The sequence below is a fragment of the Aeromicrobium piscarium genome, assembly GCF_007421815.1.
Taxonomy (GTDB): Bacteria; Actinomycetota; Actinomycetes; order Propionibacteriales; family Nocardioidaceae; genus Aeromicrobium; species Aeromicrobium piscarium.
In genome coordinates this window covers 35,189-51,392 of record NZ_VLNT01000017.1, presented here as the reverse complement: position 1 = coordinate 51,392, position 16,204 = coordinate 35,189, and the positions used below count along the sequence as shown (strand labels likewise).

12 protein-coding genes are annotated in these 16,204 nt (G+C 69.1%); 7 read left to right on the top strand and 5 right to left on the bottom strand.

Going from position 1 to position 16,204, the window contains the following annotated elements; genetic code table 11:
- The first annotated feature begins 72 nt into the window (after window positions 1-72).
- Window positions 73-1,053, top strand: a complete 981-nt coding sequence (locus FNM00_RS19275) for a virulence RhuM family protein/type II toxin-antitoxin system death-on-curing family toxin (RefSeq protein ID WP_143914484.1) — start codon at window positions 73-75, stop codon at window positions 1,051-1,053.
- A 37-nt stretch (window positions 1,054-1,090) separates the two neighbouring features.
- Here FNM00_RS19275 and FNM00_RS15650 read toward each other — a convergent pair whose 3' ends face one another.
- The gene (locus FNM00_RS15650; RefSeq protein WP_143914483.1) at window positions 1,091-2,287 is read right to left on the bottom strand and encodes an alpha/beta hydrolase; all 1,197 of its coding nucleotides are present in this window, start codon (window positions 2,285-2,287) and stop codon (window positions 1,091-1,093) included.
- Window positions 2,288-2,344: 57 nt separating this feature from the next.
- Window positions 2,345-2,962 (bottom strand): vitamin K epoxide reductase family protein, encoded by a 618-nt coding sequence (locus FNM00_RS15645; protein ID WP_143914482.1) that lies wholly within the window; start codon window positions 2,960-2,962, stop codon window positions 2,345-2,347.
- 137 nt (window positions 2,963-3,099) lie between these two features.
- Between FNM00_RS15645 and FNM00_RS15640 the strand changes: the two genes are divergently transcribed.
- A complete protein-coding gene (locus FNM00_RS15640) occupies window positions 3,100-4,581 on the top strand; it encodes a flavin-containing monooxygenase (RefSeq protein ID WP_143914481.1) in 1,482 nt (493 codons plus the stop codon).
- A gap of 127 nt (window positions 4,582-4,708) precedes the next feature.
- Here the strand turns inward: FNM00_RS15640 and FNM00_RS15635 are convergent, their stop codons facing one another.
- Together FNM00_RS15635 and FNM00_RS15630 are read right to left on the bottom strand one after the other, a co-directional pair.
- Window positions 4,709-5,494, bottom strand: coding sequence for a DNA-formamidopyrimidine glycosylase family protein (locus FNM00_RS15635; protein ID WP_143914480.1), 786 nt, complete (start codon window positions 5,492-5,494; stop codon window positions 4,709-4,711).
- Window positions 5,487-10,037, bottom strand: a complete 4,551-nt coding sequence (locus FNM00_RS15630) for an ATP-dependent helicase (RefSeq protein WP_143914479.1) — start codon at window positions 10,035-10,037, stop codon at window positions 5,487-5,489. Before FNM00_RS15630 ends, FNM00_RS15635 begins: the two co-directional genes overlap by 8 nt.
- 91 nt (window positions 10,038-10,128) lie before the next feature.
- On the opposite strand from FNM00_RS15630, the gene FNM00_RS15625 reads away from it, so the two are divergent.
- Entirely contained in the window at window positions 10,129-11,112 is a 984-nt protein-coding gene (locus FNM00_RS15625) for a DUF3048 domain-containing protein (RefSeq protein ID WP_143914478.1), read from the top strand.
- A gap of 350 nt (window positions 11,113-11,462) precedes the next feature.
- Here FNM00_RS15625 and FNM00_RS15620 read toward each other — a convergent pair whose 3' ends face one another.
- A complete protein-coding gene (locus FNM00_RS15620; protein WP_185973183.1) occupies window positions 11,463-12,212 on the bottom strand; it encodes a MerR family transcriptional regulator in 750 nt (249 codons plus the stop codon).
- Window positions 12,213-12,315: 103 nt separating this feature from the next.
- Between FNM00_RS15620 and FNM00_RS15615 the strand changes: the two genes are divergently transcribed.
- The 4 genes from FNM00_RS15615 (at window position 12,316) to FNM00_RS15600 (ending at window position 16,129) form a co-directional block, all read left to right on the top strand.
- Window positions 12,316-12,873, top strand: coding sequence for a YqgE/AlgH family protein (locus FNM00_RS15615; protein ID WP_143914476.1), 558 nt, complete (start codon window positions 12,316-12,318; stop codon window positions 12,871-12,873).
- 173 nt (window positions 12,874-13,046) lie between these two features.
- On the top strand, window positions 13,047-13,316 hold the full coding sequence (locus tag FNM00_RS15610; RefSeq protein ID WP_143914475.1) for a DUF3039 domain-containing protein: 270 nt from the start codon (window positions 13,047-13,049) through the stop codon (window positions 13,314-13,316).
- Window positions 13,313-15,013, top strand: a complete 1,701-nt coding sequence (locus FNM00_RS15605; RefSeq protein WP_143914474.1) for a DEAD/DEAH box helicase — start codon at window positions 13,313-13,315, stop codon at window positions 15,011-15,013. The genes FNM00_RS15610 and FNM00_RS15605 overlap by 4 nt, the downstream gene beginning before the upstream one ends.
- 153 nt (window positions 15,014-15,166) lie before the next feature.
- Entirely contained in the window at window positions 15,167-16,129 is a 963-nt protein-coding gene (locus FNM00_RS15600) for an alpha/beta hydrolase (protein ID WP_246065198.1), read from the top strand.
- Window positions 16,130-16,204: the final 75 nt, after the last annotated feature.

Here is a 16,204-nt window from a genome sequence, read left to right as displayed (position 1 = left end):
GAGTACTCCGGCAGGTGCTCCAGCACCTGGCGCACGCACCGCTCCTTGACCTTCTGATCGATCTTCTTCGGCATGGTTCGCATCCTTCCAACTCAAAAGGATGCGGCATCAAACCTGGGGCGCTTCAATCAGCGCGACGACGGCGTGCCGGCGTTGGAGGTGCGGCTCGATGAGGAGACCGTCTGGCTGAATCAACAGCAGATCGCGGACCTCTTCGGGAGTTCACGTACCAATGTTGTCGAGCACATCGGTCACGTTTACGACGAGGGTGAGCTCGATGAGGCGGCAACCTGTCGGAAATTCCGACAGGTTCGCACCGAAGGCTCGCGACAGGTCGCCCGTGAGATTCCCTTCTACAATCTCGATGTCATCATCTCGGTCGGCTACCGGGTCAAGAGCAAAGTCGCCACCCAGTTCCGCATCTGGGCGACCGAACGTCTGCGCGACTACCTGGTGCGGGGCTATGCGATCAACGAGCAGCGGCTGGAACAGCTCGGCTCCATCGTGCGGATCCTCGGTCGTTCCAGTGACCAATTGGTGGCCGGAGTCGCCGATGTGCTCGCCGGGTATCTACCCGGCCTGACGCTCCTGCGCGACTACGACGAAGGCCACGTCGAGGCGACCCCGCACGCCATTCCCGACTGGAATCTCACCCTGGACGAAGCACGGACCGTGATCGCCCACGTCGCCACGAAGTTTCCCGGCGATAGCCTGCTCGGCAGGGAGCGCGGCGGCACCCTCGACGGCATCGTCGCCGCCGTCTATCAGAGTTTCGGTGGGAACGATCTCTACCCGACCGTCGAGGAGAAGGCCGCCAACCTGCTCTACCTCGTCGTCAAGGACCATCCGCTCTCCGACGGCAATAAACGGTGCGCTGCCGCCTTGTTCGTCACCTTCCTCGCCCGCAACGGCGCGCTGATCGATGAGGCTGGGATGCCGCGAATCACGAGCAACTCCCTCGCCGCCCTCGCGCTCCTGGTCGCCATGAGCGATCCGCGGGAGAAGGACCTCATGACCGCTCTGCTGATCCGGATGATCGGCGACGACACCTGACCTCGATCGGCCTATGCGTGTTTGCGGCCGCGTCTGGTCAGGCCACGTGGGCGTCGAGCCATTGCACGACGACCGCCTGGATGATGCCCGTGCCCCAAGTCGACGTGCCGAGCAGACTCCCGGCGCCGTGGTCCGTGGCGGGGATCGCGGTGTACCGCGTCGTCACACCCGCTTCGCGGATCGTCGCCACGAAGTCCTCCACCGGTCCCGGAAGGACGAGATGGTCGCGCGTGCCGTGATAGACGAGGGTGGGAGGCGAGTCCGCCGCGACGTGCGAGGCCGGATCGATGGCCGCATAGCGGTCGGGGAACTCGTCGGGAGCGCCGCCGATGTAGACCTCGCCCATGAGCCGGCCGAGACCGGTCTGCGCCTCATCACCGGTGAGGTCGACGACGGGATAGCCGCCGATCACCGCGCTCACCTGGGGAAGGTCGTCCGCCGATCCGCATGAGGGTTCGAGATCGCCGGACTGGCTCCGATAGGCGGCGTTGAGCGCGAGATTGCCACCTGCCGACTCGCCCAGCAGGGCGACCCGCTCGGTGTCGAGCCCGAAGGCCGGCCCCTCGCGTCCCAACCACGAGAGCGCGCAGCCGATATCAGCCGTGGCGAGATCCCAGGTCGGTCGATCCGGCCGCGCCAGCCGGTAGTCGACATCGAGCACCGCGTAGCCGCGATCGGCCAGGTAGCGGTTGAGAGCATTCGGATTGCGGGCACCGCCGTCGAAACCGCCACCATGGATGTAGAGCACGACCGGGGCGTCCTCGTCGCCGGAGGGACGGTACAGGTCGGCGCGGAGAGCCTCGCCATCGGCTCTCCCGACCGTGAGCGTCTCATCGGGACCACCGTGGCCACCGGCGGTCGGGACCAGCGGCGCGAAGGGGCGGAATCCCGCTCCCTGGTCAATCGAGGTGTAGAGGAGCAGCCCCGAGGTGACCGCTGAGCCCAGAAGAGCGAGGCCGGCTACGGCACCCACCGACCTCCGCACGACGGACCGGCGCGCGCGGAGCGCTCTCCAGGCCAGAAGTGCCGCGACGATCGCCAGCAGCACCACCCACCCGCCGAGCTCGTCGCGTGCCACCGAGATCGAGACGATGCCGTACTGCGACCACGGCGAAGCCAGCAGCGGCTGCAGCCAGGAGGACGGGAGGATCGCCGGCAGCTGACTCAGCGCGATGACGATCGCGAGCATCGTGGCGACGATGAGCGAGGGGAGACGACGGGGTTCAGCGGTCACCGGCTCGACGCTACCCGGCGCCCGAGATCCGCGCCGGTCGCGGAGCGGGCCGGATGATCAGGCCCAGAGGGTGTCGCCGAAGACGAAGAAGATCGTCGCGGCGAGCGCGATGTACCACAGCGCGATGATCAACCCCGACCAGTTGCGCAGGAAACGCCCGGGGACGTTGCGGGCGGTGACCAGGACGAAGGTCGGGATCATGACCGCCCAGACCACCATGCACCACGGGCAGAGCTTGCCGATATTGAAGATGCTCTGGTACTGCAACCAGGTCACGAACCCGATACCGAAGATCACGCCGACCTGCAGGCCTCCCCACACCCAGCCGGGCAGTCGCGTGCCCGAGGCCAGCAGCACGCCCAGTGTGGTGACGACGGCGAATCCGGCGATGCCGATCAACGGGTTGGGGAAGCCGAAGGCCGAGGCCTGATCGGAGGCGATGACACCGCTGCAGCTGACGAAGGCGCTGAGATCGCATCCCAGGCTCAGATCCTCGCCATCGACCTGGGACTGCAGCAAGGTGATCTTGTCGATCGTGAGGATCGACGACGCCAGCACGCCGATCGCACCGGCGATCGCCAGGAAGGCGCCGAGTACGCGGTGCTCGCCGGGCCGCGAGGAGCCCTCCACCGCGGCGCCACCTTCGGGCGTGGTGGGTTCCGTTGCCGTCGTCATGTGCACATCCTAGGCACTGAGGGGTCATCGCGGGCCACATCGAAGGACTTCCCGATACTCTCGGTATCTGTTAACGTGACATTGACGATGTCACATAAGTCCGATGGATCGGACCCCGTGGAGGGAGAACGAGGCACATGAGCACAGACCGCGTGGACGTCCTGATCGTCGGCGCCGGCCTCTCGGGGATCGGAGCCGCCTACCGCCTGCAGCAGATGAGCCCCGGCAAGACCTACGCCATCGTCGAGCAGCGCGAACGGACCGGTGGCACCTGGGACCTGTTCCGGTACCCGGGCGTGCGGTCGGACTCCGACATGTATACGCTCAGCTACCCGTTCCGTCCGTGGACCAATGAGAAGGCGATCGCCGACGGCGGTGACATCCGCCAGTACATCGCCGACACCGCGCGCGAGAACGGCATCGACCGGCACATCCGTTTCGGACGCCGGGTGCTGACCGCCGACTGGTCCAGCGAGGACGCCACCTGGACGGTCACCTCGCGCCTGTCCGACGGCACCACCGAGACCACCGAGGCCTCGTTCCTCTACCTCTGCAGCGGGTACTACAGCTACGACGAGGGCTACACCCCGGACTTCCCCGGCCTCGAGAACTACGAGGGTGAGGTCGTCCACCCGCAGTTCTGGCCCGAGGATCTCGACTACGCGAACAAGAATGTCGTCATCATCGGCTCGGGTGCCACGGCGATCACGTTGCTCCCGTCGATGGCGCGCGATGCCGCCAAGGTGACGATGCTGCAGCGATCGCCCACCTACATTCTCTCGCAGCCGGGGAAGGACCCGGTGGCGAATATCGCTCGCCGGGTGCTGCCGAAGAGCATCGTGCACCAGGCGACGCGGCTGAGGTACGCCGTGATGACCGTGGGCTTCTACGTCTTCTGTCGGGCCTTCCCGGCGCTGGCGCGCAAGATCCTGCTCGGCCTTGCCCAGCGTCAGGCGCCCAGCGTCGATCCGGTCAGCCTCACCCCGCGCTACAAGCCCTGGGACCAGCGGCTCTGTGTGGTGCCCGGCGGGGACCTGTGGCGTGTCGTGCGTGAGGGCAAGGGAGAGATCGTCACCGATCACATCGAGGAGTTCACGCCCAAGGGCATCGCCCTGGCCTCCGGCGAGCATCTCGACGCCGATGTCGTCGTCACCGCGACCGGTCTGCAGCTGGTCGCGATGGGCTCGATCGACATCTCGGTCGACGGGCGTGCCATCGACCCGCACGATGTCTACACCTACAAGGGCCTGATGTTCAGCGGCCTGCCGAATCTGGCCTGGTGCGTCGGATACACGAACGCCTCGTGGACGCTGCGCGCCGATCTGACCTGGAAGTACGTCGCACGCTTCCTCAACCACCTCGACGCGAACGGCTACGCCTACGGCATGCCCAACCCCGAGGGCGAGAGCGGACCTTCGGCGCCGATCCTCGACCTCGATTCCGGCTACATCCAGCGCGTCGCCGACAAGCTCCCGCAGGCCGGCTCCCGTAAGCCGTGGAAGATCCGGCAGAACTGGTTCCTGGACGCGTGGGACGCGCGGACCACCGATCTCGACGAGGAGATGGTCTGGGTGAGCCGGCGCGAGCTGCCGGCCCGCGAGGGAGTCGCCGCCGGCTGAATCGGCAGTAGCCACCAACCTCTCATCACATCAGCGGTACGCCATCAACCTCATGTGCGCATCATGGGGTTGATGGCGTACCGCTGACGCGGGGGGAAGGGTTGATGACGTGCCGCTCCGGCGAGGCTCAGGTCGCCTGACAGCGGGGACACCAGAAGCAGATGCGCTCGCGGGTGGGGGCGTCACCGTAGTCGCCCTCGGCGATCGGCGTGCCGCACCTGCGACAGGGCAGTCCGGCCCGTCGGTAGACCCAGCGTTCCTCGCCGTTGCGGGTGCTGCCGGTGAAGGAGCGCTCGACCCTGCGGGCGTTCGCGCCGATCACGCGTTGAGCCAGCGCGAGGAGGCCCGTGAGGTCATCGACCTCGTCGACGGGACAGGTCGGGGCGACGCGCCGCATGAACAGCAGCTCGTTGACGTACTCATTGCCCAGACCCGCGAGATTGCGCTGGTCGAGCAGCGCGAGGAACACCGGACGCAGCGGATCGCGCCCGAGGCGTTCGACTGCGGCCGTGACATCGAAGCGCTCGCCGAGCAGATCGGGCCCGAGATGCCCGATCGCGTCCAGTTCGCGTTCGCGCGGAAGCACCTCCAGGAGCCCCAGCGAGAACCCGACTGCCTGCCAGTCGGCATTCTCCAGCACGGCACGCGCCGAGTGTGCCGGGCGGCGCCACCGGGGCCGTGGCAGCCGGTACAGATGCCAGGCGCCCTCCATCTTCAGATGCGAATGCACCACGTAATCCGGTGTCCGCAGCAGCAGGTGCTTGCCGCGGCTGACCACGTCCTCCACGCGCTGCCCTCGTAGGTCGACGGTCGCGTAGGCCGGGACCCGGAAGTCGGTGACGGTCAGCTCAGTGCCGGCGAAGGCCGCGTGGAGGTGGTGCGCTGTGCGCCAGACGGTGTCGCCCTCAGGCATCGAATCGCAGACCCTTCAGATGCGCCTCGAAGCCCGCGGCGGCGAGCGCGCCACCCGCCGGCGTGGAGGCCACCGGCTCGCCGTCGGCGGTCTGGACGGTGAACCGTCCGAGACGCAGCCGTCGCGCAGTGGCGACGAAGGACTGGGCTGCGCGCTCGAGGCGTTCGGGGTCGTTCGTGAAGGTCAGCATCGTCTTGCCTCCTCGTTCGAAGAAGAACACGAGCGCACCGTCGTGGAGCACCACGATCGACCCCGCCTTGCGTCCCGGACGATGGCCGAGCTCGCGCTCGGGCCAGGGGAGAGCGGCACCATAGGGGTTGGCCGGGTCGGTGGCGGCGAGGACGACCGCATCGTCATCGCTGGGCTCGTCGTCATCGCGTTGCAGCGAACGGAGCCGGTCGATGGCCCCGTTGGCAGCGAACTGAGCGCCGCCGAGGCCGTCGACGAAGTACCCACGCAAGGCGCCTCCCGACTGTTCGAGCTCTCGCAGCACGCGATACATCGCCGCGAACCCGCCCGGCTGCTGCTCGGCGGCGACCGCTCCCTTGGTGATGATGCCGTGGCGGCCGAGCGCGAGCTCGGTGCGCAGCAGGGCCGCCTGGGTGCTCTCGGCGGACGGCTCGAGGGCGAACCACCGGCCCGCGGCGACCGGCGGTAGGACCGGACGCGTCGGACGGACGCGCCGCCCTCGATGGAGGCGAGCCCGCGGCGGCGGCCGCTGACCGCGGTGGGCACCCCCTCCACGCAGCAGCGCGCGGATCGGGGCGAAGGTGTCATTGGAGACTGCGCCCGACCACGTCAAGTGCCAGAGGGCGTCGACGAGCGATTCGTCCTCGGAGGTGTCGACGAGATCGTGCAACTGCCCGAACAGGAAGGCTCCGGATCCGCGCATCGCGGAGAGCAGTCGACCCGCCATCGAATCCGCTGCCGGGGCATCGGCCGCCGGCTCGGCGACCGGGTCGACGTCTGCGGGGAAGATCCGTACCCACCCGTCATTGCCGGCAAGGGTCCCGGCACCGGACCACCAGACCTCTCCGGAGGCGAGGAGTTCGTCGAGCATCGGCGGCTGATAGTCGGCCACCCGCTGAGGCAGGACGAGGGTCTCCCAGGCCGAGGCGGGGATCGGCACGCCGGCCAGCTGATCGATCGCTGCCAGCAGCGCATCGGGGCCGCGGTGACGTGACCCGACCTGCTGCCAGACCGGCAGGAAGCGGGCGAAGGTCTGCCGATCGACCGGTTCGACCTGATGCCTGGCCGCGGCGAGGGAACGCGCGCGCAAGCGACGCAGGATCTCGGCGTCGACCCATTCCTCACGTCCTGAGGCGGTCGGATCGAATTCACCGGCCACCACTCTGCGGTGTTCGGCCAACCGGGCGAGCGCCGTCTCGGCGACAGCGCGTCCCAGACCGTACCGGCCGGCGACGTCCTCGGCGGTGAAGGGACCGTGGGTGCGTGCATAGCGGGCCACGAGGTCGCCGAGCGGATCCTCCGGACTCTCCAGATGCGCGGCCGCGACGCCCATCGGCAGTGCGGTGCCGAGCGCGTCGCGCAATCGAGCGGCGTCCTCGACGGCCGCCCAGCGCGGTTCCCCGGCGATCGGTACCTCGATGAGACGCCGCTGATCGCGCAAGGAGCTCAGCCAGTCGGAGACCTCGCCGCGGTGCTCGATGTCCGTGCGGGCGGTGATCTCCTCGGCGCTGAGGGGACCGATCGTGCGGACCAGGTCTGCCACGTGCTCGAGCGATCGTGCGGCGCGCTCGGGCACGAGTCGCTGCAACTCGCGTTCGGTGGTGGCGACGACCTCGGGATCGAGCAGCTCGCGCAGGTCGGTGCGGCCCAGCAGCTCGGCGAGGAGGTCGGGGTCGAGCGAGAGCGCGGCCGCTCGCCGCTCGGCGAGCGGAAGGTCGCCGTCGTACAGGAAGGCACCCACGTAACCGAAGAGCTGCGTCTGCGCGAAGGGGGAGGCGCGCTCGGTGATGACATCGACGACCGCGACCTCTCGGCTCTGGATGCTCCGTGCCAGCCCGGTGAGCGCCGGCAGGTCGTAGACGTCCTGCAGCACCTCGCGAGCGGTCTCCAGCAGGATCGGGAAGGTCGGATGTTTACGGGCGACATCGAGCAGCTGTGCGGACCGCTGCCGCTGTTGCCACAGCGGCGCGCGGGCACCGGGATTACGTCGAGGCAGCAGCAGGGCACGGGCGGCGCACTCGCGAAAGCGCGAGGCGAACAACGCTGACCCGCCGACCTCCTCGGTGACGATGCGCTCGAGATCATCGGGCTCGAAGACGAAGAGTTCCGTGCCCGGCGGTTCGGCGTCGGTATCGGGCACGCGGGCCACGATGCCGTCGTCGCCGGCCACGACCGATCCATCGATCCCGTACTGCTCCTGGATCCGAGCGCCGACGGCCAAGGCCCAGGGTGCGTGGATCGAGCGGCCATAGGGCGACAGGAGGACGACCCGCCAGTCGCCGAGCTCGTCGCGGAACCGCTCGACCACCAGGGTGGTGTCGGTGGGCACGCGGCCGGTGGCCTCGCGTTGCGCCGCCACCAGCTCGATCAGATTGGCGCGGGCATTGTCGTCCAGGCCGAGGTCGGCGCCGATGGCGCCCGAGCCGGACTCAAGGCGTCGGAGGAAGGCGCCGATCGCCGCTCCCAGCTCGTAGGGCCTCCCGACCGCGTCCCCGCGCCAGAACGGGAGCCGGGCGGGAAGTCCGAAGGCCGGGGTCACGATGACGCGATCGTGGGTGATCTCCTGGATCCGCCAGCTCGTGGCACCGAGCGCGACCACGTCATTGACGCGCGACTCGTAGACCATCTCCTCGTCGAGTTCGCCGACCTTGCGGCCTCCGCGGTCGTCCTCGCCCGCGAGGACGACGCTGAACATGCCGCGATCGGGGATCGTGCCGCCGCTGGTCACCGCCAACCGTTGCGCCCCGGGTCTGGCGGTGAGCGTGCCCGCATCGCGGTCCCAGACGACCCGCGGCCGTAGCTCGCCGAACTCGTCGGAGGGGTAGCGGCCGCTGATGAGATCGAGCGTGGCGTCGAAGGCCGAGCGAGGCAGTGCGGCGAAGGGTGCGCTGCGCCGCACGATATCGAACCACTCCTCGACGTCGAGGGGCTCGAGCGCTGTCGCGGCGATCGTCTGCTGGGCGAGGAGATCGAGAGGATTGGCCAGCACGCGCAGTCGTTCGATCGCTCCTTCGCGCATGCGTTCGGCCGTCACCGCGCCGGCGAGGAGATCGTGCCGGTTGGTGGGAAAGACCGACCCCCGCGAGACCTCCCCGACCTGGTGTCCGGCCCGGCCCACGCGCTGCAGGCCCGCGGCCACGGACGGGGGAGAGGAGACCTGGATGACGAGATCGACCGCCCCCATGTCGATGCCCAGCTCCAGGCTCGAGGTGGCGACGACGCAGCGCAGCCGACCGGACTTGAGGTCGTCCTCGATGAGCGCGCGCTGCTCCTTGCTGACCGATCCGTGGTGAGCGCGGGCGAAGGCGGGCGGCGCGCCGTCCGACTGCCCGGACAATCCGCCCATGCGTGCGGGACTGCGGGTCTCCGGTTCGATCCGTTCGCCCTCGATCCGCTCGACGTAGACCTCGTTGAGCCGAGCGGTGAGACGCTCAGCGACACCGCGCGAATTGGCGAACACGATCGTGGACCGGGCCTCGAGCACTCGGTCGACCACCGCCTCCTCGACATGGGGCCAGATGGTGTTGCCGGCCTGACGGTCGGCCTCCGGGTCGAGGAGCGATTGCGCGGCCGAGCCCTCCGGCGGCCCGGTCTCGTGGCGAGGCGCGATCTCGGTCATGTCCTCGACCGGCACCACGATGTCGAGCTCCAGGCGCGAGGGTGATGCAGGCGCCACGAGGCGGACGGGGGACTGACCGCCGAGGAAGCGGGCGACTTCGTCGTGGGGGCGCACCGTGGCGCTCAGGCCGATGCGCTGAGCCGGACGTTCGAGCAGCGAGTCGAGCCGCTCCAAGGAGAGCGCGAGATGCGCGCCGCGCTTGGAGCCGGCGACGGCATGGATCTCGTCGACGATGACGACCTCGACCGTGCGCAGCGTCTCGCGCACCGATGCGGTCAGCATCAGGAACAGCGACTCCGGCGTGGTGATGAGGACATCGGGCGGGTGCGACTGCAGCCGGCGACGTTCCGAGGGAGGCGTGTCGCCCGAGCGGAGCCCCACCGTCACCTCGCGGAACGGCTCGCCGCGCCGCACGGCGGTATTGGAGATGCCCACGAGCGGAGATCGCAGGTTGCGCTCGACATCGACCGCGAGCGCCTTCAGCGGGGAGATGTACAGCACGCGGACACCGGCGGGCGCATCGTCGGGACGTGGCCGGAGCAGCCGGTCGATGGCCGAGAGGAAGGCCGCGAGGGTCTTGCCCGAGCCGGTCGGTGCGACCACGAGGGTGTGCTGACCGGCCCCGATCGCCTCCCACGCGCCGCGCTGCGCAGGGGTGGGCGCGGCGAAGGAGTCGGCGAACCACTCCTGGGTGGCGGGCGTGAACCCCAGGTGCTGCAGCCCGGCCTCGGTCATGGCTCCCATCGTGGCAGGAGGGTCCGACACTCGCCCCTGAAAGTCGACCGGCTACCGCATCCGTCACCAGGGGTGCGGCATTCTGGCGCCTATGAAGTTGCGTGCTGTGATCGCCGCGTCGACGGCTGCCCTGCTGCTGGCGGCCTGCTCGTCCGGCGACGACTCCGAGCCCGACCCGGATCAGAAGGACGGATCCGAACTCGTGCAGTCCTCTCCGCTGACCGGTGAGCGCCTCGAGGACGGATTGCCCCAGAACGCCCCGCTGGCGGTCAAGATCGACAACACGTCGGCCGGTGCTCCCCAGGTCGGCCTCGACCGGGCCGACCTCGTGGTCGAGGAGACCGTCGAGGGCGGCGCCACCCGGCTCGCGGCGATCTTCTACTCCGATATGCCCGAGGAAGTGGGCCACGTGCGCTCGCTGCGCGCCACCGATATCGGCATCGCCAAGCCCGCCAACGCGCACGTCGTCGCCTCCGGTGGCGCCGGACAGACCATGGACCGGATGCGTCAGGCCGAGGTGCCCGTGGTCAGTGAGGACGGCGGCAACGGCGGTTTCAGCCGCCAGCCCGGCAAGGGTGCGCCCTACAACGTGCTGGCGAATCTCGCGCAGATCAGCGGGGACCTCGGCCCGATCGCCCCGACCGTCCCGTACCTGCCATGGGCCGAGAACGAGGAAGACGCGACCTCCTCGGAGACGGCGGCGACGACCGCCACGGTGCGTTTCGCTCCGTTCCACACGACGGAGTGGGCCCACGGCGATGGCGGCTGGACGCGTTCCAATGGCATCGCGGATCCGGAGTTCACCGCACGCAATCTGATCGTGCTGTTCGCCGATGAGCGGGACGCTGGCTATACCGACCCGGCGGGCAACCCGGTGCCCGAGACCGACTTCGTCGGCGAGGGACGGGCTGTGGTGTTCGCCGGCGGCTCGGTCATCGAGGGCGCGTGGTCCAAGGAGGACCACGGATCGCAGATCCAGTTGGCCGATGCCGAGGGCAATGCGATCCAGCTCGCCCCCGGCAAGTCCTGGATCGAGCTGGTCAACAACAGCACCGCCGACGTCAGCTGGGGTTAGCCGGGAGACTCTCGGAACGAGGGAGCGTAACGAGGCCACGGGCGGGGTGATCTCGCTCCGTGACGGCTACGCCCTTCTTGTCACGGCTCCATCGGCACCTGCTCGCAATGGAGCCAGCGCAGAAGGGGCGTAGCCGCGCTGGAGGCTCGCCGTGCCTACTCGATCACCGGTGCCCCGGTCCCCGCCCTTGGTGGTCGAGTAGCGGCGAGGAACGAGCCGCGTATCGAGGCCACGCTCGGGTGAGGCGGTTTCATACGCGTCGCTCGCATGGAGCCATCGCACGATGGTCGTAGCCGCGATGGAAGCGAGCTTCCTACTCGGACCACCGATCTGAACCCTCGATGGTCGTTCTAGTCGCCCATCTGCTGCAGCTTGTCGCCGATCTCGGTCTCGATCGAGGCACGCAGCTCGGAGCGGAAGATCGCGAGCATCACCTGGCTCGCGATCGGCAGCAGCTCCTCGACGGCGCCGAACACCCGTGGCCAGTCCTGCTCGGGGAGGCCCTCGTCGAGGAAGGGCTGGACGATCTCCTCCGACGTGCGGTGCACCAGGTAGCGGGCGGCCACGCCGAGGTGCTCGCGCAGCAGCGGCACGGCGCCGATGACCGTCTCCGGCGACAGACCGAGGGCGACAGCGGCGGCACCGGGGCGGACGACCGCCGGGTCGAGGATCCGCAGCATCGTGTCATCGACCTTCTCGATGAGGTCGAGATCGACGAGGGCGTCGATGAGTTCGTCGTCCTGCGGTACCCCGGCCAGCGCCGCGAGGTCGGCGCGGGGCATGAGCACACTGGGATCGTCGGCGTCGTCGCCGGTCTCGAGCAGCGTCATCAACTCGAGCGCGTGGCCGGGAGCGGTGGTCGGCGAGCGCAGGATCGCGTCCTCGACGGCCGCGAGGGTGAAGCCGCGGTCCAGGAGCTGCCGGATCAACTGCAGACGCTGCAGGTGCGCCAGTGTGTAGTAGCCGGTGCGGCCTTCCAGCCGCGGGGGGTCGATCAGACCCCGGCTGGCGTAGGCCCGTACATTGCGCACCGTCATATTGGCGCGCTGCGCGAGCTCGTCGACGGTGAACTCCTCGGCATGGAGCGTGGGTTCACTCATGGTCGCGATCATAGGCGACGGCTCCGCCCTCTCCGATCTCCCGACCCGCCGTCGCGCGCGTCGATCGGCGAGCGAGGGTGATCGAACGAGGCATCATGGGGGCATGGAACCGGTGAGCATGCGAGGGTCGCTCCTCGTCGCCACGCCCGCGATCGATGACGGGCCGTTTCGCCGCAGCGTCGTGTTTCTGCTCGATCACGACGAGGAGGGCGCGCTGGGCGTCATCGTCAACCGCCCGCTGGACTCCGGTGTCGAGGAGGTCCTGCCCGAATGGGGCGGAGCGGTCGACGCGCCCGGGTGTCTGTTCGACGGAGGCCCGGTCGCGATGGACTCCGCGCTGGCCGTCGGGGTCGTCGACGGGTTCGACGTCCCGCCGCAGGGATGGCGGCACATGTCCGGACATATCGGCCTGGTCGATCTGGACGGCCCGGTGCCGGCCCATGGCGTGCTGCGTGGGCTCCGTGTTTTCGCCGGTTACGCGGGATGGTCCGCCGGGCAGCTCGAGGAGGAGATCGACGAGGGCGCGTGGCTCGTCGTAGAGGCCCGCGACCACGATGTCGTCTCACCGTGCCCGGACCTCTTGTGGGCGCAGGTCCTGCGTCGTCAGCGCGACGAGCTGCGCCTGTGGGCGACCTTTCCCGACGACCCCACGCTGAACTGAGGGTTCTCCCACCGGGCGCGGTGAGTTATCGCGCACCAGCCGCGGTCTGGTGCGTGACAGCTCACCGCTCACGCGGGTCCGCTGATGATCGCGACGCAGGATGTACCGCGCCGCGACCGCAGGCGAGTCGAACGAGGGAGACCGCTGTCGGGTCAACCCCTTAGGATGGGACCGTGGGATTCTTCGGACGCGGAACGCAGACCGTTCATGACGAGCGCACTGAACAGCGCACGGACAACGGCGATCACGAGCGCTTCAGTCACTACGTCCCCAAGGACAAGCTGACCGAGGCGATGGTCATGGGAACACCGGTCGTCGCCCTGTGCGGCAAGGTATGGGTCCCCAGCCGTGATCCGCAGCGGTATCCCGTCTGCCCGGAGTGCAAGGACATTTGGGAGTCCTTCTCCGACAAGAACAACGACGACGACTCCTCCGACGAGTGAGCGCGCGCCCGCTGCGCTCATGGCAGCGTGAGGCGTTCGAGCAGTACCAGCGCACGCAGCCGCGAGACTTCCTCACGGTCGCGACGCCCGGTGCCGGTAAGACGACCTTCGCGCTGACCATCGCCGCCGATCTGCTGCACCGTCGTGTCGTCGAGCGCGTCGTGGTCGTCGCGCCGACCGAGCATCTCAAGACCCAGTGGGCGCTCTCGGCGGCCGCGATGGGCATCTCCCTCGACCCGGACCTGACCGGCGCCCTGGCTCCGCAGTTCCAGGGCTATGCCGTGACCTATGCGGGCCTCGCCACCAATCCGATCGCCCATCGCGTGCGTGTCGAACGCCAACGGACTCTCGTCATCATCGATGAGATCCACCACGCCGGCGACGCGCTGAGCTGGGGCGAGGCCGTGCAGGAGGCCTGCGAGCCCGCCGAACGACGACTCGCCCTGACCGGCACGCCGTTCCGCTCCGATGACAATCCGATCCCGTTCGTCACGTACGCCCCGCAGGGTGACGGCTCGATGGCGAGCGTGGCCGACTACTCCTACGGCTACGGCGCCGCGCTGCGCGACTCGGTCGTGCGCCCGGTGCTGTTCATGGCCTACTCCGGCCAGATGCAGTGGCGCACGAGCGCCGGCGACGAGGTCAGTGCCCGGCTCGGCGAACCGCTCACCCGCGACCAGATGGCGCATGCGCTGCGTACGGCACTCGATCCGCAGGGCTCCTGGATTCCCGCGGTGCTCCAGGCGGCCCATCGGCGGCTGCAGGAGGTGCGTCGGGACATCCCCGACGCCGGTGGCCTCGTCATCGCCACCGACCAGACGACCGCCCGCGCCTATGCGGCGATTCTGCGTGAGCTGACCGGCAGTGACCCCACCGTCGTCCTGTCCGATGAGGCCGGATCGAGCCAGCGTATCCAGGACTTCTCGGCGGGTTCGGACCCGTGGATGGTCGCGGTGCGCATGGTCAGTGAGGGTGTCGACGTGCCCCGGCTCGCGGTCGGCGTTTACGCGACCACCACGGCCACGCCGTTGTTCTTCGCTCAGGCGGTAGGCCGCTTCGTGCGAGCGCGCCGACGGGGCGAGACCGCGTCGATCTTCGTGCCGAGTGTTCCGGGACTGCTCGGGCTCGCTGCCGACCTGGAGGCCGAGCGCGACCACGTGATCGGCCGTCCGGTCAAGGACGAGGCCGACCTCTTCGCCGCCGAGGCCGAGTTGCTGGCCCGGGCCAATCGCGAGGAGCCGGCGATGCCCGAGGAGCTCGGCACCTACCGCGCGCTCGGCAGCGATGCCTCCTTCGATCGTGTGGTCTACGACGGCGGCGAGTTCGGGTACGACGCGATCGCCGACGACCCCGAGGAGCTCGACTTCCTCGGCATCCCCGGTCTTCTCGAACCCGACCAGGTGGCTGAGCTGTTGCGATCGGCTCGCTCGAAGAAGGCGCGCGACGAGATCGCCCAGCGCGCCGCTGCACCGAGCCCGGCCGATGAGGACGTCGCCTTCGAACGACGCTCGGAATTGCGACGCGAGTTGAACGCCCTCGTCGGGTCATGGCATCACCGCACCGGCACGCCGCACGGGGTGGTGCACAACAAGCTGCGATCGGAGTGCGGTGGCCCGCCGGCCGCCGCCGCGACCACCGAACAGCTACAGCACCGCATCGACCGCCTCCGCGAGTGGGCCCTGCGCGCCTCCGGCTGACTCGGCAGTGATCTTGATGCATCGGGGTTGCCCGGGCGACCTCAACGCATCGCCATCCGTCCGGCGTGGCACTGATGATGATGCGTTGAGGTTCCTATAGCGACCAGAATGCATCGTCATCGGTCCGCCGGGCGAGCAGCTAGGGTGACCGCCATGAACATGCCCTGGCGTCTACGCGTCCTCGGGGCGGTCCTCAACCGGGCCGCCGAGCCGGTCGAGGAGGTGACCGACCACGCCGCCGCTCGAGCGCGTCGCCGCAAGCTCTGGGCCTCGCCCGCCGGCGCCGCCGTCTTTGGCCGGGCCGACAGCCGCGTCACGGTGGAGGATCTCGATATCGCCTTGCCCGGTCGCACCTTGCGAGCGCGGGTCTACCGGCCGAGCGGTGTGGGTGACGGGCCCCGTCCCGTGGTGGTCAACTACCACGGGGGCGGATGGGTTCAGGGTGAGCCGGAGCAGTCCGAGTGGTTCGCCAGCCGGGTCGCCGCGCGGACGGGTGTCGTCGTCATCTCGCCGTCCTATCGGCTCGCGCCGGAGCACCCCTATCCGGCGGCCGTGGACGACGCATGGGAGGCGCTGTGCTGGATCGTCGAGCATGCCGAGCGGCTCGGCGTCGACGCCGGCCGGGTCGCCGTCATGGGCGACAGCGCGGGCGGCAATCTCGCCGCCGTGACCGCGATGACGGCGCGTGACAAAGGCGGCCCGGAGGTGGGTGCGCAGATCCTGATCTATCCGGCGGTCGAGATGTACGAGAAGTACGCCTCGGAGATCGCGATGCCCGACGCTCCCGTGCTCACGTCGGCGAACATGCGTGCCTTCGTGCGGCTGTATCTGCAGGACGCCTACGGCACCGACGACCAGCAGGCCTCGCCGCTGCGGGCGGGTTCGCATGAGGCTCTGCCGCCGGCGTTCATCCTCACCGCCTCCGCTGATCCATTGCTCGACAACGGTGTTCACTACCGCGATGCTCTGCGCCGCGCCGGAGTGCAGGTCCGGTACCGCGAATACGATGCGGCCATCCACGGGTTCGTCAGCCTGCCGGGTCTCATGCGCGGCCCGGCTCACGCGGCGCTCGACGATGTCACGGAGTATCTCGCCGAGCACCTCGTCGTCGGCTGATGCCCCAACCCTCCCAGGGCGGTGGGTTACGCACCTCTCGTCACGGTGGGCGGTGGGTTACGCACCTCTCGTCAC

What these genes read in the sequence shown, in the direction of transcription:
- FNM00_RS19275 (WP_143914484.1), top strand. Translation starts at nt 73, where the DNA reads ATGGTTCGCATCCTTCCAACTCAAAAGGATGCGGCATCAAACCTGGGG.
- FNM00_RS15645 (WP_143914482.1), bottom strand. Translation starts at nt 2,962, where the DNA reads ATGACGACGGCAACGGAACCCACCACGCCCGAAGGTGGCGCCGCGGTG.
- FNM00_RS15640 (WP_143914481.1), top strand. Translation starts at nt 3,100, where the DNA reads ATGAGCACAGACCGCGTGGACGTCCTGATCGTCGGCGCCGGCCTCTCG.
- FNM00_RS15635 (WP_143914480.1), bottom strand. Translation starts at nt 5,494, where the DNA reads ATGCCTGAGGGCGACACCGTCTGGCGCACAGCGCACCACCTCCACGCG.
- FNM00_RS15630 (WP_143914479.1), bottom strand. Translation starts at nt 10,037, where the DNA reads ATGACCGAGGCCGGGCTGCAGCACCTGGGGTTCACGCCCGCCACCCAG.
- FNM00_RS15625 (WP_143914478.1), top strand. Translation starts at nt 10,129, where the DNA reads ATGAAGTTGCGTGCTGTGATCGCCGCGTCGACGGCTGCCCTGCTGCTG.
- FNM00_RS15620 (WP_185973183.1), bottom strand. Translation starts at nt 12,212, where the DNA reads ATGAGTGAACCCACGCTCCATGCCGAGGAGTTCACCGTCGACGAGCTC.
- FNM00_RS15615 (WP_143914476.1), top strand. Translation starts at nt 12,316, where the DNA reads ATGGAACCGGTGAGCATGCGAGGGTCGCTCCTCGTCGCCACGCCCGCG.
- FNM00_RS15600 (WP_246065198.1), top strand. Translation starts at nt 15,167, where the DNA reads ATGAACATGCCCTGGCGTCTACGCGTCCTCGGGGCGGTCCTCAACCGG.